This window comes from Leptolyngbya sp. FACHB-1624, assembly GCF_047649235.1.
In the GTDB taxonomy this organism is placed as follows: Bacteria; Cyanobacteriota; Cyanobacteriia; order Leptolyngbyales; family Leptolyngbyaceae; genus Leptolyngbya; species Leptolyngbya boryana.
The window spans coordinates 693,836-713,956 of the sequence record NZ_CP180258.1; the positions used below are offsets into that span (position 1 = coordinate 693,836).

The 20,121-nt window shown below is 44.8% G+C and carries 13 protein-coding genes and 1 tRNA gene; 10 read left to right on the forward strand and 4 right to left on the reverse strand.

Annotated features, from left to right (window positions below):
* Positions 1-42 precede the first annotated feature (42 nt).
* Genes ACMUEV_RS03260 through ACMUEV_RS03270 form a run of 3 tightly spaced genes read left to right on the forward strand, consistent with a single transcriptional unit; the run spans position 43 to position 3,889 of the window.
* Positions 43-1,272, forward strand: coding sequence for a DUF3696 domain-containing protein (locus tag ACMUEV_RS03260; protein ID WP_190651841.1), 1,230 nt, complete (start codon positions 43-45; stop codon positions 1,270-1,272).
* On the forward strand, positions 1,269-2,309 hold the full coding sequence (locus ACMUEV_RS03265) for a hypothetical protein (protein ID WP_190651839.1): 1,041 nt from the start codon (positions 1,269-1,271) through the stop codon (positions 2,307-2,309). The genes ACMUEV_RS03260 and ACMUEV_RS03265 overlap by 4 nt, the downstream gene beginning before the upstream one ends.
* The gene (locus ACMUEV_RS03270; protein ID WP_190651838.1) at positions 2,306-3,889 is read left to right on the forward strand and encodes a DUF262 domain-containing protein; all 1,584 of its coding nucleotides are present in this window, start codon (positions 2,306-2,308) and stop codon (positions 3,887-3,889) included. Before ACMUEV_RS03265 ends, ACMUEV_RS03270 begins: the two co-directional genes overlap by 4 nt.
* Before the next feature lie 206 nt (positions 3,890-4,095).
* Here ACMUEV_RS03270 and ACMUEV_RS03275 read toward each other — a convergent pair whose 3' ends face one another.
* The 3 genes from ACMUEV_RS03275 to ACMUEV_RS03285 form a co-directional block, all read right to left on the reverse strand.
* Complete coding sequence (locus ACMUEV_RS03275; RefSeq protein ID WP_017290724.1) at positions 4,096-4,242, reverse strand: hypothetical protein; 147 nt, start codon at positions 4,240-4,242, stop codon at positions 4,096-4,098.
* 64 nt (positions 4,243-4,306) lie between these two features.
* Positions 4,307-5,350, reverse strand: a complete 1,044-nt coding sequence (locus ACMUEV_RS03280) for a DUF1611 domain-containing protein (protein WP_190651836.1) — start codon at positions 5,348-5,350, stop codon at positions 4,307-4,309.
* The gene (locus ACMUEV_RS03285; RefSeq protein ID WP_190651834.1) at positions 5,344-6,420 is read right to left on the reverse strand and encodes a dipeptide epimerase; all 1,077 of its coding nucleotides are present in this window, start codon (positions 6,418-6,420) and stop codon (positions 5,344-5,346) included. The genes ACMUEV_RS03280 and ACMUEV_RS03285 overlap by 7 nt, the downstream gene beginning before the upstream one ends.
* A gap of 414 nt (positions 6,421-6,834) precedes the next feature.
* Here ACMUEV_RS03285 and ACMUEV_RS03290 point away from each other — a divergent pair, with 414 nt between their 5' ends.
* The 6 genes from ACMUEV_RS03290 to ACMUEV_RS03315 all read left to right on the forward strand — a co-directional run bounded on the left by ACMUEV_RS03290 (position 6,835) and on the right by ACMUEV_RS03315 (position 17,664).
* The gene (locus tag ACMUEV_RS03290; protein WP_190651832.1) at positions 6,835-7,854 is read left to right on the forward strand and encodes a HEAT repeat domain-containing protein; all 1,020 of its coding nucleotides are present in this window, start codon (positions 6,835-6,837) and stop codon (positions 7,852-7,854) included.
* Positions 7,855-8,180: 326 nt separating this feature from the next.
* A tRNA-Asn gene (locus tag ACMUEV_RS03295) sits at positions 8,181-8,252 on the forward strand.
* A 6-nt stretch (positions 8,253-8,258) separates the two neighbouring features.
* Positions 8,259-9,413: an aminotransferase class V-fold PLP-dependent enzyme gene (locus ACMUEV_RS03300; RefSeq protein WP_190651831.1), complete on the forward strand. Its 1,155-nt coding sequence runs from the start codon at positions 8,259-8,261 to the stop codon at positions 9,411-9,413.
* A gap of 187 nt (positions 9,414-9,600) precedes the next feature.
* Positions 9,601-9,771 carry a hypothetical protein gene (locus ACMUEV_RS03305; RefSeq protein WP_197693230.1) on the forward strand — a complete coding sequence of 57 codons (171 nt, stop codon included), beginning with the start codon at positions 9,601-9,603 and terminating at the stop codon, positions 9,769-9,771.
* Between the two features lie 283 nt (positions 9,772-10,054).
* Entirely contained in the window at positions 10,055-17,266 is a 7,212-nt protein-coding gene (locus ACMUEV_RS03310) for a choice-of-anchor I family protein (protein WP_277880387.1), read from the forward strand.
* A 254-nt stretch (positions 17,267-17,520) separates the two neighbouring features.
* Positions 17,521-17,664, forward strand: coding sequence for a hypothetical protein (locus ACMUEV_RS03315; protein ID WP_017290716.1), 144 nt, complete (start codon positions 17,521-17,523; stop codon positions 17,662-17,664).
* Positions 17,665-17,743: 79 nt separating this feature from the next.
* Here the strand turns inward: ACMUEV_RS03315 and ACMUEV_RS03320 are convergent, their stop codons facing one another.
* Positions 17,744-18,871 carry a M23 family metallopeptidase gene (locus tag ACMUEV_RS03320; protein ID WP_190651829.1) on the reverse strand — a complete coding sequence of 376 codons (1,128 nt, stop codon included), beginning with the start codon at positions 18,869-18,871 and terminating at the stop codon, positions 17,744-17,746.
* A gap of 437 nt (positions 18,872-19,308) precedes the next feature.
* On the opposite strand from ACMUEV_RS03320, the gene pgeF reads away from it, so the two are divergent.
* Positions 19,309-20,070, forward strand: coding sequence for a peptidoglycan editing factor PgeF (pgeF, locus tag ACMUEV_RS03325; protein WP_017290714.1), 762 nt, complete (start codon positions 19,309-19,311; stop codon positions 20,068-20,070).
* Positions 20,071-20,121 lie beyond the last annotated feature (51 nt).

Sequence of the window (20,121 nt, forward strand, 5' to 3'; positions counted from 1 at the left end):
GCTTTTTTGGCTTTTCAAATTGTAAGCTAATTCATTAAAAACATGAGAGTAAAATCTATTTCTTTTGAAAATTACAAGGCGTTTTTCGAGAAGCAAACGATTCAACTAAAACCGATCACTATCTTAATTGGTAAAAACAGTTCGGGAAAAAGTTCAATAGCGAAACTATTTACCTTACTGGAAAACTCGCTTAAAGGGGAAAACGATGAGCCATTATTGTTGAGTAATGGTGGTGTTGAGCTAGGCGATGAATTTGACAACTTATTTTTTGACAATAATCCAGGTGGGCTTCCATTAAGCTTTGCAGTCAGTTTTGAAGAGCATGTAGAACTAGAGGTAGGTCTTCTCAAAAAAGAGGAAGGCTACGGGCTAGACATTGTGCAATGGAGATATAAAGACGATAAGCAAGAGTTTGATCTTGAATTAGATCTTGAACTTAACAATGGAGAGTATCTAGATAACATAAGTAATCAGCGCTATGAATGCAAATTTAATGGATTTATTCCAACAAAACTTCTTGAGAAAAATACAATTAACGATCTATCTAAAAGCCTAGCCATCAGCGGAATCGATGTTGACTACATTGGTCCTTTTAGAGCACTGCCTGAAAGGTATTTCTATTTAACAGGTCAGACATGCTTTAAAGATACAGGTATTGCAGGTGAGAATGCCTATAAAATGCTTGGAATCAGCAAATTGAAAAAAGACGATGACCTACATAAGAATGTAGGAAGATGGTATAGAGAGCATTTTGACGGCTGGGAACTAATAGTAGATGACAGAAGCAAAAAGCCTCTCATTCAGGTCTTGCTCTCTAAAAATGATAGCAACGTAAACTTAGTAGACGTTGGGCAAGGAATGAATCAAGCCCTGCCATTAGTAGTTAGAGCAAATATCAGAGATAGACCTGATTCCATGATTGTTCTAGAGCAGCCCGAATTGCATTTACATCCTGCCGCACATGGAGATTTAGCTGAGTTGTTTGCTAAATCTACAAAAGAAAACAATCAATTCTTTATTATTGAGACACATTCCGAAAATATGCTGCTGCGTTTTCGGAAACTGGTAATTGAAAATGATTTTGGATTCACAAAAGATGACATTATCATCTACTGGTTAGAGGATGCAGAACTCAAAGGGCAAGCACTAATGGAAATTACAATTGATGAAGATGGAGTGCTAAGCGATTGGAGAGATGGAGTATTTGATGAAGGACTAAAAGAAGTGTTAGAAATGCAACAAGCACTTAACAGGAAAGACCAAAGTAAATGATCATATCTTTCAATCCTTCTGTTTTTAATAGTCAAGATGAAGATTTACAAAATCTCTTGGCAGAGATCCTTAGGATATTGATGAAGCCTAACAATCATTTCTTAGATTTTAAGAGCATAAAGTCAGTTTTCTATAACAAAAATAATGAATATACCTTTGAGGGACATCCAATATGTAAAAAGTATTTTTCTGCTATTGAGAGAGCAAATTTTAAGGAATTTTTAAGTAAGATAAGCCGCATTAACATTACTCTCTTACACAAGCAACATCTCACAACTATTGTTGTAGGAATTGATAAGAGCAAAGAAGAAGTTCATCCTAGAAGCCTACATAATATTATTACAGAGCGTTCAATGATTATTGTCGAGAATGGAATTAATGATTGGAAGTTTATTCAAGGTATTGTTCAGAAATACAGTAGTGGTAGAACAAAAAGACAAACAATTTATCAACTGATTGATAAAGCAATAAAAAGCGAAGCCCTAGAGTCCGAGCACTGTGGTGGCATTGGAGATATGGAGAAGATAGCAAATAGTCATATCGAAAGCAAAAAATACAACGAAGTTTTTCGCTACAAATTGATGGCAATTTTTGATAGTGATAAAGAGAATCCTGGCGATTTACCTAAGCATAAGAAGAGAATTGAATACTTCAAGGGCAGGCAGATTAATTGTGAAAATGACTATGCTTATGAGCATGACGATTTAATTATTTGGCACGTGCTCCATAAGAGAAAAATTGAAAATTACGTTCCTCTGAATGTTTTATTCTCAGAAATAAAGTCAATAACCCCAATTCAGAAAAATGCATTACTAAGTAAAACTGCTGAAGAATTAGATTTTATAGAATATGATCAAAGCAACATTGGAAAAGGGAAAGCAAGCATAAAAGAAAAATTCCCTCAAATGTTTCTTGCTAGTTTCCCTCATCATGAGCTTGAGAAAAGATGTGAGCATCACAAATTTTTTACAGATGAAGCAGGAGAATGTATTTCTGAGATCGAGCAGATACTACTAAAAATTGCAAAAATACTATGACTGAGAAAATTAATGTTAAGCCTGATACGATTTTTCTTGAAGATTTACTATCTGATGTAGCTGATGGTAAGTATAAAATACCTATATTTCAGAGAGACTTTGTCTGGAAGCCTTCCCAAATGCTTGAACTTTTTGACAGCATCCTAAAAGGATATCCCATAGGAAGTTTACTATTCTGGAAAACCAAAGGATATAAAACTAAACAAGAGGTAGGTCCATATATCATTGAAGAAGATGAAACTGATGATGTGAAATATGTTCTAGATGGATTCCAAAGAATCTCCACATTATTCGGAGCACTTACGAATCCAAAAGATCACAAACAGCACAATAATAGTAATTATAAAGACTTTCTTATTTACTTTAACATTAAGGAAAATAACTTTAGTTTGCTGAAGAACACGAAAGAGAAAAGTGTTCTTTCAATTCCACTTTATGAAATTTACGGTAATCGAGAGCTGTTCAATCTTTTGCGAGAACTAGACAAGGAGGAATTTACAGAATCTGAAAAGAACGAATACATTGAAAATGCTAGAAATCTGCATAATATTCTACATAAGTATAAGTTGCCGTTTGTAGAGATAAAAGGAGGAGATATAAAAAGCGCTGTTGAAATATTCTCACGAATAAACTCAACAGGGACAGAAATTTCTGAAGATTTTATGCTATCTGCACTAAGTTATAACGATAAAACTGGATTTCTACTTAGTGATTCAATTACTGAATTCCTCAATGATTTAAACACCTATAATTTTGAAGACTTAAAGAGAGACACAATTTTAAACTGCATCTCCAATTCAAAAGGAAAAATCTATTTTGATGTGAAAATAGAAGAGCTACGAAGCCAAAATCTAATAGAAGATTTAGAAAATTTTGCCAAGAAAGCATATGCCCATATTAGGAAAGCCGTAGCCTTTTTATATAAAAGACTTCATGTAGTACATGTTCGCTTGCTTCCTTATCCAACACAGCTAATCTTTATTTCAGAATACTTTAGGTTAAATTCAACGCCTTCTCTTGAACAATACAAATCTTTGGAAGATTGGTTTTGGATAACAACTTATTCTAACTATTTTACCTTGTACTCTCTTAGCCAACAGCGAGTTGCTTATCAAGAGTTCTGTCGCTTTGCAGAGGGTGAGCATCCTGATGGAGTTTACAAGCTAAACAATGATATTCGTTTCAGCACTGCAAAATATCCAGACAAGCTAAATTTCACAGGTGTAAGACCAAAAGCGCTTCAATTGTTTTATTTGAACTCTCTTCTCCGAGAGAATGAAACTCAAGATAAGGAAGGAGTAAAAGAATTCTTTATCTCCGCTTCTTCAAAGAAAGATAGAACACCAGCTAATATTGTTCTCAGACTATCTTCCGAGTTTGAAGAAGATAAAAGAAAAAAATCCCTCGATTACTTTATCAGAAATTCTTCCCCTGAAGTTCTAGAGCAGCATTTCATTACTCAGGAAATGCTTGAAATGTATGAGAACAGTATCGATGAATTTATTGTTAAAAGAGAAGACTACTTGAAAGGAAAGGAAAAAGAGTTTGTGGAAAATCTAGGAATTAAATATACGATTTGAATTGGAGCCTATTTACATAAAAATGTGGATGGACATCTCATGGCATCTGTGCAAGTTTTTATCGGTAACTTAGCAACTCAGATTTGTTGGACGCTTTGCAATGGTTGGGAATTGGCTCACCTCTGATAGATGAGTAATTGCTATGCATCGGGAGGAGAGGAAAACCCTGATTTTTCCACTTACAAAACGAGCTAATTAGCGATTCATTAATAACCACTTTCCGCAACACAGATGCCTTGGCATTTGATCCCATTCGTTGCAGTTCGTAAGCAATACGGACAGAGAATTTTTTCAGGCTCAGCTGCTTGTTGAGTCTCTACTGAAGAATTCGTTTGCGGATTATCTTTAGACATACGACTTAGACACGCGAGGACAGGGCGACTTGAACCATTCGCTAGTCTAACAAATTCGTTACATTTAGATCGCCATTTCACGGTTTAGAACCGCGTCTAGCAACAGATCAGCCCCAAATCGAATCGGATCAGTGCAAGGAAGCTGCGTTTCTTCCTGAATCAATGCGATCACTCTCCACGCCGCATCTGGTTCTAAATGAGCTGTATTCAACGCGATCGCTGCCACCTTCACGGCTGCAAACGCTCCACCCGCAGAGGCAAGCGATTCATAAACCTGCACCACATCCTTCAAAGGCGGAATTGGCACCTGCGGAAAGTTGCGAATGCTCATTTGTCCTGCCCGATGCACTAAAACTAAATGAGTCGGCTGCGAACCGCGAATCAGAGGCAAGGTCGCCGTTGAAGCTGGATTAAATATAGAACCTTGCCCCTCGACGTGCAAAATGTCCTGGTCTGCATAACGCATCACAAGCTGTTCAACTGCACCTGAAGCAAAATCAACTCGCACTGCATCGAGCGGAATCCCATCCCCTGCAATCATAATTCCAGCTTGTCCCGTACCCAGAAACCGCGATCGCAATCCTCTCTGCTCGGCAATCTTATGCATCTCCAAACTCGTAGACATCTTGCCAATACTCATATCTGTGCCAACGGTGAGCACTCTTCGGCAAGTCAGCGATCTCGCTGCTCCAGTTCCAATTTGTAATCCAGGTGGCTCTTGACGAATATCCCAGATCCATTGATTCGATTGAAGGTTTTGAAATTTCGGGAGTAAAGGGGTGTGCAGCCCATTGACGATCGACAAACCAGCCTCCACAGCCTGCCGAACTTCCGCAAACCAAGAATCAGGTAAGACTCCTCCAGAAGGCGCAATCCCAATCAATAAAACAGTCGGTTGATGTTTCAAAGCTTCCGTCACCGAACTCACGATCGGAGCCTGACACACAATCTTGGTTAGATCTTGATAAGACTGTTCAGCACATTGATGATCAATAATTGCCACGACTGAATCAGGGCGCACACGAGTAAAAGCTAAGCCTGTTTTACCCTGTGTTCCTTGGATGCCTTCATGCAAAAGTACAGCAACTCGATCGTTTAATCTCAGCATGATCTTGCCCTCAGCGAAACGCCCAAACCTGGATCTTGATTTGGAATCACACGCCCACTTTCAAACATTGCACCGACAAACGGATCATCAACTAAATTCAAATGACTATCGAGATCCAAATAATCCGCGAAGGGCGAGAGATGAGCGAGTGCTGTATTCATTAATGAACTATCCGAATAGCAGCCAAACATAATTTTCAAGCCATGAGCTTTTGCCGTATGAATCATACGCAACGCTTCACTCAACCCTCCAGATTTCATCAGTTTGATATTGATCCCGTGCACTCGATCGCTTAAAGCTGGAATAGATTGACTCGTAAAACAACTCTCATCGACAAAAATTGGCAAAGGAGAAAGATAAAACAGCTTCGTCAGTTCAGCTTCTTGCCCTTTTGCGAGCGGTTGTTCGATATAAGTGACTTTGCGATCGCTCAACCAATGCGCCATTTTCAACGCCGATTCGACTGTCCAACCCCCATTGGCATCGACACTAATCTGCTCAATATCTGGAGCCACTTCTAGCACTGCTTCAAACATTGCCTGATCGGCTGCAATGCCTTCTGGACTTCCTAGCTTGACTTTCAGCGCTCGAATGTCTTGTCGTGGCGATTCGATCGTCCCTTTACCGAGCCAATCCTTAACCCGCTGTTTTGCGCCTTCTGGCGTATTGATCCCGATCGTCACTGAAGTTGGAACAATGAGATCGCGGTCTAGTCCCCAAAGCTTCCAAAGCGGTAGCCCTGCCGATTTGCCCAACCAATCATGTAATGCAATATCGATCGCGGCCCGCGCCGCAGAAGGAATCCGAGCCTGTGAAAGTAATTGATCGATGCGTTGACGCTCCAGAGGATGCAACGCTTTCAGCAAAGGTGCGATCGCTTGAAGAGACCGCGCGATCGCTTCAGTCGTTTGGGGATTTTCTCCAATTGAGAAAGGCGAAGCTTCCCCCCATCCTTCAATACCGTCTTGCTCAATCCTGATCCAAATATTCGTAGTTTGGGCTGTAGTGCCACGGCTAATTTTGAGCGCAAAACGCTTATGAACGGTGAAAGTCTGGATCTGAAGTTGCATCGGTTAATTTTTAACGATCGACAAATGAAAAGCTCACAATCGCAAAGCACACAGTTACCTACCCTAACACCAAGTCAGAGCCGTGATACTCATTGCATTCGTTTAAGATGCCGGAACCAGCCCTTTCAAGGTGAACCAATGTACTATAACGAATCTAGAGCAGCCTGGAGATCGAAACGAGAGCAGATCAATTCAACTTGTTTTCACTGTTGAAAAAGTACTGTAGTTGCTCAATTGTGGAACAAGATTACTGGTTTACAGGGTTTTCATCTGATCTGGAAATAAAACCTTGAAAGGGCTGGAGCGCCCTCCTAACCTGCCAAGCGCGATCGCAGCCAACGGCATAACCTCTCTAAGACTGGAACCTAGAATCAGAAAAGAAGATACACCTTAATTTTCTAAGTGATCCGAAAGATGCAAAGATGTCTGAACCTTAACTTACTCAGTCTAATCGTCGTCTGGGGAACCATTGCTATCCCAGTCGAGCCAAACGCTGCTACGACTCCCCCGACCAATCGCATCCTTGCCCAATCTTCGGCATCGCGTCCAGCCTCTCTGTCCGCATTAATTCAGAAATTGAAAAGCCCGAAGGCAAGCGATCGCACCGCAGCCGCTTTTGAGATCGGACAAATGGGAACAACAGCAAGTCGAGCAACCCCTCACCTGATTCTTCTCCTTGATGATCCAGATAGCGGTGTGCGAGACAAAGCCGTGCAAGCCTTGGGCAGAATGGGGAAAGCCGCAAACGTTGCAATTCCTAAATTAGTGACGCTATTCAAAACTGATCTAGCGGTTCGGGGTCAATACGTCTTTACCTTAGCAAGTCTTGGATCTCCTACTATTCCTCACCTCATGCCACTGCTCAAAGATACAGATGCAACCATACGATTCGATGTTGTCTATACCGTTGCGCTCATCGGTAAATCTGGTAAAGCAGCGATCCCGCATCTCAAACCCCTGTTAAACGATCCTGACCCTGGCGTACACAGCATGGTTGCCCAAACGCTCTGGATGATAGGCGCACCTGCCTCTGATTTCCTTCCTACCCTGATTACGCTGCTCAAAAAATCGACTCATAGCGAAGCGCGGAGTCGGGCAACCTTTGTCTTAAAGGAAATGGGTGCGAAGACACCAGAGGTCATCCCCGCGCTCATTTCCCTATTAAAAGAACCCAATGAGCGAGTGCGAGATGAGGCAGCCCAAATCCTAGGAGAGCTTGGCAAACCTGCCATTCCTCAACTGATTGCACAATTGAAGCATCCAGATGAGGCGGTACGGGGTGCGGCAGCTTATGGGTTGGGCGTAATGCGGTCGGCAGCAAAATCAGCCATTCCTCATCTGACCCCACTCTTGAGAGATCCCAGTCAAAAGGTTCAACTCAAAGCGAGGGAGGCTCTAGCAAAAATCCAACGCCAAGCCCCCAAATCTAGGTAGTCAAACCAGCCCTTCCAAGGTGAGCCAATGTAATATAACGAATCTAGAGCATCCTGGAGATCGAAACGAGAGCAGATCAATAGATTACTGGTTTACAGGGTTTTCATCTGACCTGGAAATAACACCTTGAAAGGGCTGGATGCCGGGACTCGAAGCGATCCCCAAATCCTTTGATTCAAGGTAACTGCGAAGACAGCGTTGCTGCCCGAAAACCCCTGAAAACTCGGCATAATTCCAACTTGATTCGAGATGATCTAAGAAATTTTGAGAAAAGGCTTGCATAATTCTAGAAGGTCGGGTTATGATTAGTCTCGCGAGATACGCAATCCTCAGTAGCTCAGCGGTAGAGCGGTCGACTGTTAATCGATTGGTCACAAGTTCGAATCTTGTCTGGGGAGTTTTAGATGAATCACATTTCCAAACACTGGATGCTTGATCCAGATATTGCCTTTCTCAATCATGGCTCGTTTGGAGCATGTCCGATCGCGGTTTTGCGAGTTCAAGAAGAATTCAGAAACCGCTTAGAACGGCAACCCCTGCGATTTCTAGGACGAGAATTTGAAGGATTGCTCGATCGAGCCAGAGATGGTTTAGCTGAATTCGTTGGTGCGAGTTCGGAAGAATTGGTGTTTGTCCCCAATGCGACCACTGGCGTAAATGCAGTGTTACGATCGCTCACTTTCTCGCCAACCGATGAACTGCTCACCACCAGTCAGGAATACAACGCCTGCCGAAATGCGCTAGATTTCGTCGCCGCGCGCTGTGGTGCGAAAGTTGTGGTCGCTGACATCCCTTTTCCGATCGCATCTCCTTCTCAAGTCATTGAAGCAGTTCTGGCAAAAGTGACTGAGCGAACCCGCTTGGCATTAATCGATCATGTCGTCAGTCAGACCGGGCTTGTATTTCCGATCGCTCAAATCGTCCAAACTCTATCAGAACGTGGAATCGATACCCTGATCGATGGCGCTCACGCCCCTGGAATGGTGGATTTGAATCTCACCACATTAGGGGCGACCTATTACGCTTCAACCTGTCACAAATGGCTATGCGCGCCGAAAGGAGCCGCTTTTCTCTACGTGAAAAAAGAGAAGCAAGCTGAGATTCGCCCCCTAACAATTAGCCACGGTGCAAATTCTCCTCGTCGCGATCGCTCCAAGTTCCACCTCGAATTTGATTGGATGGGCACAGACGATCCGACTGCATATTTAACAGTTCCAAGCGCGATCGCATATATGGGATCGCTGTTGCCGGGAGGCTGGGACGAAATTAGGGCAAAAAATCGAGATAAAGCGATCTCCGCCAGAAAGCAACTCTGTGAAATGCTGAATGTTGCTCCTCCTTGTCCAGAAGAAATGATTGGAGCATTAGCAACTATCCCGTTACCCAATGGTTCTTATGTAGAACTGCAAGACGCATTGTTAGAGAAATTTAACATTGAAGTGCCCATCGTTCCTTTTCCCCAGGCTCCCCAACGCTTAGTGCGAATCTCAGCTCAGTTGTATAACACCCCTGAACAGTACGAATATTTGGGCAATTCTCTCCTGACCCTAATTCAGTAAGATTTCTTTCACTAGAATTACTGAACTTTGCAAAAAAATTGATCAAAAAGGTTCCGCGATCCTTACCAGGGAAGTCCTAGGTGAAATTTGCCATCTTGGTAGTAGCAAAAACCATATCGAATCAGAATGTCACAATCCTGATTCAATTCGGTGTCGCCCTCACATGATACTTAGATGAATGGCTCCCATGATTCCACTAAAACCTCGTTTCCCGGTCTGGCAATATCTCAATCAGCCACTTTTCCATCTTGCATATCCGTTGATTTTGAATCCACGCCGTTACTGGTTCCACTATCGCGTTGAACTGCTCGAACGCTGTTTTATGCAAGACCTTGAATCTCAAGAAAGAAGAGATTAGTTTTCAAACTTGAATCAATTTATTTCTGACGATCGCGCTTCCGGTCATTTTCTCTAACGCCTCCTGACCGAGAATTCAAAAGCACGATCGTCTTTTGGTATGAATGATTTCCTGCAAACAAAATAATTGATGCAAACTTTAAGAAGTTCAAGTTCGCGTGAACTGACCAGTAGCGTTTGATACTCTTAAATCGGACTTAGCGCGTTCTTAAAGTTGGTGTGGGACGAATAGAGCGGGTGTATTTCATAGCTCTTGCATCAAGTCTCACACTGATTTTCAACTTATGGCATTTCAACTCCAGATTCTCCATGCTTCTGACTTTGAAGCTGGAATTCCCGCAATTACCGATTCCGTTAATTTCTCAACTGTAATTAACGCCCTGAAAGATGACTACGCCAACACGTTGATTTTGTCTTCAGGTGACAACTTTATTCCTGGTCCTTTTTTCTCATCAGGCAGTGATCCTGCATTAAGAGCATTACTCGGTCAAGAAGGAGTTGGACGCGCAGACATTGCGATCTTGAACGAACTCGGATTTCAAGCATCGGCACTTGGAAATCATGAATTCGACCTAGGAACCAATACGATCGCAAGTGTCCTCAATGTAAGTGGAGCCTATCCAGGCGCACAATTCCCTTATCTCAGTACAAACCTCAATTTCGCAAATGATGCTTCGTTGAGAGGATTAGTTGTCCCAGATGGACAAGCTCCGCGCCCCAACAGTATCGCCAAAAGTACCGTCATCACGGTTGGAGGTGAAAAAATCGGGATCATTGGCGCAACCACTCCAACTCTGCCCGCAATTTCTTCTCCCGGTGCGGGTGTCGTGGTTACACCTCAACCTTTTGCTGGAAATCCGACTCCAGAACAGTTAGATGCCCTCGCCCAAATCATTCAAGCTGAGGTGAACAATCTCGCGAATACTGGAATCAACAAAATTGTCGTCACGGCGCACATGCAGCAATTGTTCATCGAACGAGAGCTAGCTAAACGCCTGTCAAATGTGGATGTGATCATTGCAGGTGGATCACACACATTACTAGCCGATAGTACCGATCGCTTACGTCCTGGTGATACTGCGGCTGGAATTTATCCATTGGTTGAACAATCTCCAACCGGAAGCGTTCTAGTCGTAAACACGGCTGCAAACTACAATTATGTAGGGCGCTTAGTAGCTGAGTTTGATGCGCAAGGTAAGATTGATCTCTCTACGCTCAATCCTTTAATCAATGGAGCTTATGCCACAGATGCAGCCAGTGTGAGTGCTTTGGTTGCGGTAAATCCCGGAACTCCTGATCCTGAGATTGTCGAAATCGCTCAAACCTTGCGCGATCGCGTCATTATTCCAAAAGACAGCAGCATTTTCGGCAGCACTAGTGTCTTTCTCAATGGAACGCGAGAAGATGTCCGAACGCAGGAGACCAACCTAGGCAATCTCACCGCAGATGCAAATCTGTTTGCAGCCCGTCAGACCGATACAAATGTTGTCCTTTCCCTAAAAAATGGCGGCGGAATTCGTGACAACATTGGCTTTGTCAGTGGATCAGGAGGAGCCACAGGAGCCGTCGATCGCTTACCGCCGAGTGCAAACGACCTAGCAAACAAAAAATCAGGAGAGATCTCTCAACTCGATATTGAAAATTCCTTACGCTTTAACAATGCTTTGACCCTTGTAACCGTGACTGCGGCTCAGCTAAAAGACTTGATAGAGCATGGTGTTGCTGGCGTTCGCCCAGGAGCGACTCCGGGATCTTTTCCACAGATTGGAGGATTTCAGTTTAGCTTTGATCCGACTCGCACCGCTCGCACGGCAACGGCTCCAGGCGAAAGAGTCCAATCGCTCTCAATTACTGATGCCAATGGCAACGCGATCGAGGAAGTTGTCCGAGGTGGGCAAATCATTGGCGATCCAACTCGCACCTTCCGCATGGTGACTTTAAGCTTCCTAGTCGGCGCACCAGGAGCAACAACCGGAGGAGATGGCTATCCATTCCCGCAGATTATCGCTGCCAATCCAACACAGGCGAATCGAGTAGACCTGCTCGATCCATCCCGGACTGGCGTTGCCACCTTTGCAGATAATGGAACCGAACAAGATGCGTTTGCAGAATATCTCAAAGCGATTGGCAGCTTCGATGCAGCCGATGTTGACCCTACCAAAGATACTCGCATTCGGAATCTAGCTCTTGCGCCTGATGCGATTGTACCGAACTCTAGCACGCTCACCAAAATTGGCGGGTTAGCACTAGCAGGTGGCTCAGAAATTTCTGCTTATGATGCTGAGACCAAGCAATTGTTTGTGATTGGAGGAAGCACGAAGCTCGAAATTGTAGACTTGAGCGATCCGAAAGCTCCAAAGTTGGTTAACTCAATCGAGCTTGCTCCTTTTGGGAGTGGGACGAATAGCGTTGCAGTAAAAGATGGCATCGTTGCAGTTGCAATTGATGGCATTCGCAAAACTGATCCGGGTCAAGTTGTCTTTTTAGATGTTCAAGGTAACATTCAAAGAAGTGTCGCAGTCGGTGCAATTCCTGACATGTTGACATTCACCCCAGATGGTAAAAAGATTCTGGTAGCAAATGAAGGGGAGCCGAATAGCTACAATCAGACGGATTCGATTGATCCTGTTGGCTCGATCAGTATCATCGACATCTCCAATGGCATTGCGAATGTAACTGTAAGTACTGCTGGATTTGAGAGCTTCAATAATCAGAAAGCAGATCTACAAGCGAAAGGTATTCGGATCTATGGACCAAATGCAACAGTTGCACAAGATTTAGAGCCGGAATATATCACTGTTTCAGATGATGGCAAGACGGCATGGGTGACGCTTCAGGAAAATAATGCGATCGCAGTTGTGGATATTGCAACTGCGAAAGTGACTGATCTGTTACCGCTAGGTTTGAAGGATCACAGCAAAGGGCTGCCCACGCTGAAATCCTACGAGTTTAAGAATCTGCCTGTTTTGGGTAAGACTGCCACAGCTAATCCCAACAATCCGGCTCAAACGACACCTGGGCAAGAGATTCTACTGGGTGGCTTCTCTGGACTGGTGTTTGAAGGAATTGCCGCGAATGGCAATCTGAAATTTGTGACGCACACCGATCGCGGACCCAATGGTGAAGCTGGCGATCTCGGTCGTCCTTTCGCCTTGCCTGATTTTCAGCCTCAACTGATTCGATTTGAACTCAATCAAGCCTCTGGTGAGATTACCTTAACTGATCGAATTGGATTAAGCCGTCCCGATGGTACTCCACTCACAGGCTTACCAAATCTTCAGAATGGGGCTGTCGGCACTGCTTTTACAGATGAAATTCCAGTAGATCTGTTTGGGAATCGCTTGGAAAATGACCCACTGGGAGGCGATTTTGAAGGGCTAGCTATTGCAGCAGATGGCACATTTTGGCTAGTAGATGAATATCGACCTGCGATTTATCATTTCAATCCACAAGGTCGGTTGATCGATCGCTTTATTCCCAAAGGTTCACCCACTGAAAATGCCAGCTTTGGCACACCTGTTTTACCAGAAGTCTATGCACAGCGCCGCAATAATCGCGGATTTGAAGCAGTTGCTTTAGAAGGAAACAAACTTTATGCCTTCATTCAAAGCGCGATCGACAATCCTGATACTGCAAACGATAGTACTTCCCGGAGTTCTCGCAACCTGAGAGTCCTAGAGTTTGACATCACAACGAAAGCTGTCACGGGTGAATATCTTTACATTCTGGATGATATTAGCGGCAGTGGAAATGCGAGAACTGACAAGATTGGGGATGCCGTCGCACTGGGAAATGGCAAATTCTTAGTCGTTGAGCGAGACGATCGCAGTGGAACGAATGCGAACAAGTTACTGTATGAGATTGATCTCAAAGGTGCGACTAACATTGGCACAGTCACCAGTGTTGGCGGGAAAACGATTGAGCAATTGACGATCGCAGAACTGAGTGCCGCCAATCTTCGACCTATCACGAAGCGGCTGGTCACAAATGCTGCTGCTCTAGGGTATACAGGCATTGAAAAGCTAGAAGGGCTAGCAAGAATTGATGCGAACACGATCGCGTTAATCAACGACAATGATTTTGGAGTCGGCGGTAGTACTGCAAAAGATGGGGTTCTCTCTGGGACAACCGTTCCTAATACGATCAAATTAGGAATTGTCAGCTTTAATCAAAGCAATGGGCTAGATGCCAGCGATCGCGATAATGCAATTAACATTCGCAATCAACCTGTATTCGGCATGTATCAACCCGATGCGATCGCCCAATTTACAGTCAATGGTGAAACTTTCATCATTACTGCCAATGAAGGTGATGCCCGTGACTATACAGGCTTTTCTGAAGAAATTCGAGTAGGAAGTAGTAACTATCGCCTTGATCCTAGTGTCTTTCCCAATGCTACCGATCTGAAGCGCGATACAAATTTGGGACGGTTAACTGTTACGACTGCAACAGGGGATACGAATGGCGATGGCTTCTTCGATCGCATTGAAGTCCTCGGAACTCGTTCATTCTCGATTCGCGACACGAAGGGCAATCTCGTGTTCGACAGTGGTGATCAGTTTGAGCAGATTACAGCTTCTGCTTTTCCTAGCTTCTTTAACTCTGACAATGCAGCAAACAATTTCGACAATCGCAGCGACAACAAAGGACCTGAACCAGAAGCAGTCGTCGTTGGAACGATCAACGATCGTATCTATGCCTTTATCGGGTTAGAACGCATTGGCGGTGTGATGGTGTACGAGGTGACAAATCCGCGCAAACCCGTGTTTGTCGAGTACTTCAATCCGCGTGATTTCAGAGTCAGCCCTACCTCCGGAACAACAGATTCGGGTCCTGAAGGTCTGACTTTTATTGCTGCTAAAGAGAGTCCAAACGGGAAACCTCTCCTCGTTGTCACCAATGAGATTAGTAAAACGACTGCTGTCCTAGAATTCAATCCGCCTACTCGAATTAGTGATATTCAAGGAGCAGCACAGCGATCGCTACTCGTCGGTCAAACTGTGAACAATGTTGCAGGGATTGTCACGGTTGTTCGGAACAATGGCTTCTACATTCAAGATCCAACTCCCGATACTAACTCTGCAACCTCTGAAGGCATTTTCATCTTTACCAATACAGCTCCTACTGTGAAAGTGGGCGATGCAGTTCAAGTGAATGGTGTTGTCGGTGAGTTTCGTCCGGGTGGCACAACGAGTACAAACTTAACCACAACTCAAATTGGTGGAGCAGGTAATCCAGCCGCAACCTTTAGAGTGTTGTCGAGCAACAATCCACTGCCTGATGCAACTGTCATTGGAACGGGTGGACGCATTCCACCAAACCAAGTGATTAGTAGTGGTGCTGTCAATGGCAATGTCGAAAATCCGGGTTCTGTCTTTAACCCGAATACCAATGGCATTGACTTCTACGAAAGCTTAGAAGGAATGCGAGTGCAAGTGAAAGATGCGGTTGCAGTCAGTCCCACGAACAATTTCGGCGAGATTGCTGTACTTGCAAACAATGGTGCACATGCGTCTCCTCGCACCGATCGAGGCGGAATCATCATCCAGCCAAGTGACTTTAATCCAGAGCGGATCATTGTAGATGATGCGATCGTATCTAACCCCCCCCAAGTGAATGTCGGCGATCGCTTCTCTAGCATTACTGGCGTACTCGATTACAGTTTCAACAATTTCAAACTGTTGAACACTGAACCGCTCATTACCACATCGGGTGGGTTACAACGTGAAACGACATCCTTACAAGGCAGTACGAATCAACTCACTGTGGGAACGTTCAACGTTGAGAATCTCAGTCCAACCAGCGGTGTCGCCCAGTTCGCTGCTTTGGCAGATCAGATTGTCAAAAACTTGAAGTCACCGGACATTCTGAATGTTCAAGAAATTCAAGACAATAACGGCGCACAGAACAATGGTGTCGTTGATGCCAGCGTGACGTATCAACGCTTAATTGATGCGATCGTTGCAGCAGGGGGGACGCGGTATGAATATCGCCAAATCGATCCGGTGAACAATCAAGATGGAGGACAACCGGGAGCGAACATTCGGGTCGGCTTCTTGTTCAATCCAGAGCGCGTCAACTTTGTCGATCGTCCGGGGGGCGGTTCCTTAGTAGACACCACGTTTAACAAAGATGGACTTTCCGCAAGTCCAGGTCGCCTGAGTCCAACCAATCCTGCTTTTCTCGATTCGCGTAAGCCGCTAGTCGGTGAGTTTCGATTCAATGGTGGTCATCAAGTGTTTGTCATTAACAATCACTTCAACTCGAAAGGGGGAGATCAACCGCTATTTGGACAGTTCCAACCGCCAACTTTAACGACTGAACCCCAAAGAATCGAGCAAGCACAAATCGTCAAAGATCTCGTCGATCGCATTCTTCAGCAAAATCCGGCTGCGAATGTCATTGTCACAGGCGATCTGAACGACTTCCAGTTTTCTGCACCGTTAGACATTCTGACCGGTGATCAGTCTTTAGTGAATCTGTATGACACGCTCCGTCCAAATCAGCGGTACAACTACAACTTTGAGGGGAATGCTCAGGCGCTCGATCACATCTTAGTCAGCCGCAACCTGTTCACTAACAGCGATGCAAAATTCGATGTGGTTCATATCAACTCCGAATTTGCCAATCAAGTCAGTGATCACGATCCGCTCGTTTCACAATTCACCTTCGCTCAACCCAATGGCAAAGGCGGACAGAAGATTTTTGATATCCAATCTGGCGATCGCACAGTGATTGTCAATTTTGGAGGAATCGGACGTGGCACCAATCCAAGCGCAAACACAATCTCAGAAGTCGATACCCTCAAATTCACAGGTGCAGAACTCAACGCCAAAAATCTCCAACTCACGCAAAAAGGCAACGACCTTGAGATCTCTTTTACGGCTCCCGATAGCCCGATTGTGACGCTCAAAGACTTCCGTCTAGACACCCTAGACAATTTGCGCCGAGAAACTGGAGCCGCACTCAATATCGGTAATATTCTGTTCAATGCACAGAAGACGATCGCAGACGATTTTGATGTGCTCAATTCGGATGTGGTGCGTGGCAGAGTTTTCAACCGAAATACAGTCACCTTCTTAAATCAACTCGATAACGTCATTGACGGGTTCAATAACTCAGACGATGTTATCAACGGTCTAGACGGCAATGACATCATCTACGGACTCAGCGGTAACGATACGCTTCGAGGTGGCGATGGTGACGATACGCTATTTGGAGGATTAGGCAATGATGTTTTAGTCGGCGGCGCAGGTCGCGATACGTTCGTGATTCGCAGACAGGATAGAGCCGATCTGATTCTGGATTTTGAAGTCGGAGTCGATCGCATTGGCTTATCAGGCAACTTGCGATTTGAAGACCTCTCGATCGTTCAAGGGTCTGGCGCGTCGGTCAATCACACCTTAATTCAACTGACACGCAGCCAAGAAGTTCTCACAACGCTAGTTGGAGTGCAATCGAACACCTTACTCCAGTCGAGCTTCACGATCGTCTAAACCGTTCATCTAACCAAAAACGGATGTTGCGTTTTTTTTTGCAACATCCGTTTTTTGGCGTTTTAGAGTTGTATCTCTACCCAGAATGCACAAAATTTATGAAATTCAAGTGATGGAAAAGACACAAAATGTGTAGTATCTTGATAAAGCTTATAAATGTCACTCTATCTTGATAAACTACGGCTAAAAAATTGACATGTCTATCTGATCGAGTGTATTACTTCTACACAACATAGATTCCTCTTCATCTAGCTATGGCAAGTTTAGTTTTGATTAAATTCATTGCGATCGCGACACTCGGCTATTTTCTCTTCCTCAGCCTCTTAGCCGGAACATTAGATAACCCACTCACCTTTGTCGATGCAGGACTACTCTGGTTAGTTGGGAAGAAACTTTAAACGATAAAAACGTCTGATCTTCCCAGAAGATCAGACGTTCAGAAACGTAACGGTTTTCTTTAGAAACGTAACGGGTCTCTTACGATCGAGGCATGGGACCTTTGACGGGTTGTTGAGTTACCTGCATCGCTCTCGTCAACTGAGCCATTGCTTGTTCCAATGATAGTCCTGCATCTTGAGCAACCCAAGTCCCGTCCTGCATTTGTTGACGAAACTCGAAGTGCAAGTGAGGACCAGTCGAATTTCCAGTGCTGCCGACTCGTCCAATCACCGTTCCCTGCTTGACGATATCCCCAGGTTTCACGAACACTTCTGATAAGTGAGCATATAGGGTTTGTTGGGAGCCGTTCGTATGCTCCAGTGCAACGGATGCACCATATCCACCCAACCAATCAGAGAAAATGACTCGACCTGTCAAAGCTGCCAAAACAGGCGTTCCCATCGGCGCACCAATATCAGTTCCGGTATGGAGACGCTGATTGCCGGTAATTGGGTGAACCCGCCAGCCGAATACCGAGGTAATCACTGCCGGAACGGAAAGCGGGAAGAGCAGACGCACATCGCCATTTCCAGGCATACCCAGAGGACGCACCGTACGGTTGAAATAATTTTGGACAAACGAAGGCGGCACAACTGAAGGCGGTGTCCAAGTTGCGCTAGGTGCGGTACTTGCTGCTTCTACTGAGACTGCGGTTTCAGGATCTGCCTGATTAAAGGTCGGGCGAATGACTCCAGAAATCGCTTTTGAGACAGTGTTACCAATGCCTGTAGGTTTTGCAGGAGCGGTTGTGACCTTGGTTGTGGTCGGATTTCGCTGCTCAATGACGATTTCATCGGGAGCTTGATAGCTAGGAGCGGGACTCGCAGCAGGTTGAGGCTGAACCAACGGAGACTCTGAAACGGGAGAAGACTCGGGAATCTCAATCTCAGCCGGAGGTGTAGGTTCGGCTGCAGCTTCCGGAACAGCCGGACTTGGAGTTGAAGTAGTCGTCAGAGCGGCTGCACTTGCAGGAGCCGGAGGCGTTGGCTCGGTCGCTGTAGATGTAGATGATGGTGCAACGACGATCGGGGAAGGAGAAATAATGGGAGCAGCTTGTGCTAGGGTCATGCTGCTACTAAAGACACCCAAACTACCGAGACATCCAAGCCGTCTGAGTAATCGCTTTTGGCTCCGGTCGGGGTGGGTCGGGGTGGGTCGTTGCGTCATACTGTACTGTCCTCTTTCAGCTTTGCTCGTGTTCACTCGTCGGTAATGACTCTGACTAAGTTCCGCTCGATAACTACTTGGGAATTCTTTACATTAGTTAACTATAATCTCCAGTCATATAGTACTGGGTTTTGAGTACAAATCCGGATTTAGGGAATTAGTTTTATCGAAATCTCACAAATGATCTCGCAGTCTTTCGTAGAACAATTCGCTTGCCATGATGCCAGCTTTTTCAGGATTTGAACTGCTTTGTTAACGATTGATTTACCGCTGTGTGACCTGAGTAAAACTGCGGAAGTTTCAAGAGAATGAACAGTCGTATTTCTCTGCGAGTTTGCACCAGATAATTTACGAAATCTTCATTCTTGTGGGCAAAGAACTGCCTGTCATCGCAATAAACCGTTACGATAACGAAGAGAAATTTCGTGAATGCCCTTATGCATAATTGGCACTGGCAAACTTGGAACGAATTGCCTTATTTAACCTGTAGTCTACTTCAGCCTTGGCAGCATGGCTTTTTTACGCAACAGTGTGCGCCACGAATGCCAGAAGAATTGATTGAGGCGTTAGACCCGGCTTCCGAGGTATATCGGGTCAAACAGGTTCACGGCAATACGGTCTTATCCCCGTCAGAGTTGGAGTATCCAGGAAATTTAGAACAGTTATCTGATGCAGATGGCATGATTACCGAGCGATCGCAGCAAGCGGTTTGGGCGTGTAGTGCCGATTGTACGCCTGCCTTAATTGCGGATGCGAAGACAGGAAATGTGGCTGCCGTGCATTCGGGTTGGCGAGGCACATCGTTAAAGATTGTGCCGATGGCGATCGCGAAATTACAAGCCCAAGGAACGCAACTTGAGGATGTCCGAATTGCATTAGGTCCAGCGATTTCGGGTGAAGTTTATCAAGTCTCACATCAAGTTGCATTAGAAGTGGCAGCTTCGATCCGAGCAGAACCCGAGTTGGAGAAATTACTCAGCCTGCCCAGTTCGCCAATTTTGCCAGATTCGACTCCCGGACGCGCTCGTTTAGATGTGCGCCGGGTGATTGCAATTCAACTTGAACAGATGGGAATTGCGCCTGAGCAAATCGCGATCGCACCCCACTGTACTTATCAAGATTCAAAAAACTTTTTTTCATATCGCCGTGAGAAGCTGAAAAAAGTTCAATGGTCAGGAATTGTAAGCGGCTCATTTTGACTTAGGCTAGAAAGCTAGGCTTCATCTCAAAGCTAACGCTCGTGCTTTTCA

Bases quoted from the DNA above. Each gene is read 5' to 3' on its own strand.
- ACMUEV_RS03300 (WP_190651831.1), top strand. From the start codon at position 8,259: ATGAATCACATTTCCAAACACTGGATGCTTGATCCAGATATTGCCTTT.
- ACMUEV_RS03280 (WP_190651836.1), bottom strand. From the start codon at position 5,350: ATGCTGAGATTAAACGATCGAGTTGCTGTACTTTTGCATGAAGGCATC.
- ACMUEV_RS03315 (WP_017290716.1), top strand. From the start codon at position 17,521: ATGGCAAGTTTAGTTTTGATTAAATTCATTGCGATCGCGACACTCGGC.
- ACMUEV_RS03270 (WP_190651838.1), top strand. From the start codon at position 2,306: ATGACTGAGAAAATTAATGTTAAGCCTGATACGATTTTTCTTGAAGAT.
- ACMUEV_RS03305 (WP_197693230.1), top strand. From the start codon at position 9,601: ATGATTCCACTAAAACCTCGTTTCCCGGTCTGGCAATATCTCAATCAG.
- ACMUEV_RS03285 (WP_190651834.1), bottom strand. From the start codon at position 6,420: ATGCAACTTCAGATCCAGACTTTCACCGTTCATAAGCGTTTTGCGCTC.
- ACMUEV_RS03265 (WP_190651839.1), top strand. From the start codon at position 1,269: ATGATCATATCTTTCAATCCTTCTGTTTTTAATAGTCAAGATGAAGAT.
- ACMUEV_RS03310 (WP_277880387.1), top strand. From the start codon at position 10,055: ATGGCATTTCAACTCCAGATTCTCCATGCTTCTGACTTTGAAGCTGGA.
- ACMUEV_RS03320 (WP_190651829.1), bottom strand. From the start codon at position 18,871: ATGACGCAACGACCCACCCCGACCCACCCCGACCGGAGCCAAAAGCGA.
- ACMUEV_RS03260 (WP_190651841.1), top strand. From the start codon at position 43: ATGAGAGTAAAATCTATTTCTTTTGAAAATTACAAGGCGTTTTTCGAG.
- pgeF (WP_017290714.1), top strand. From the start codon at position 19,309: ATGCATAATTGGCACTGGCAAACTTGGAACGAATTGCCTTATTTAACC.
- ACMUEV_RS03275 (WP_017290724.1), bottom strand. From the start codon at position 4,242: ATGTCTAAAGATAATCCGCAAACGAATTCTTCAGTAGAGACTCAACAA.
- ACMUEV_RS03290 (WP_190651832.1), top strand. From the start codon at position 6,835: ATGCAAAGATGTCTGAACCTTAACTTACTCAGTCTAATCGTCGTCTGG.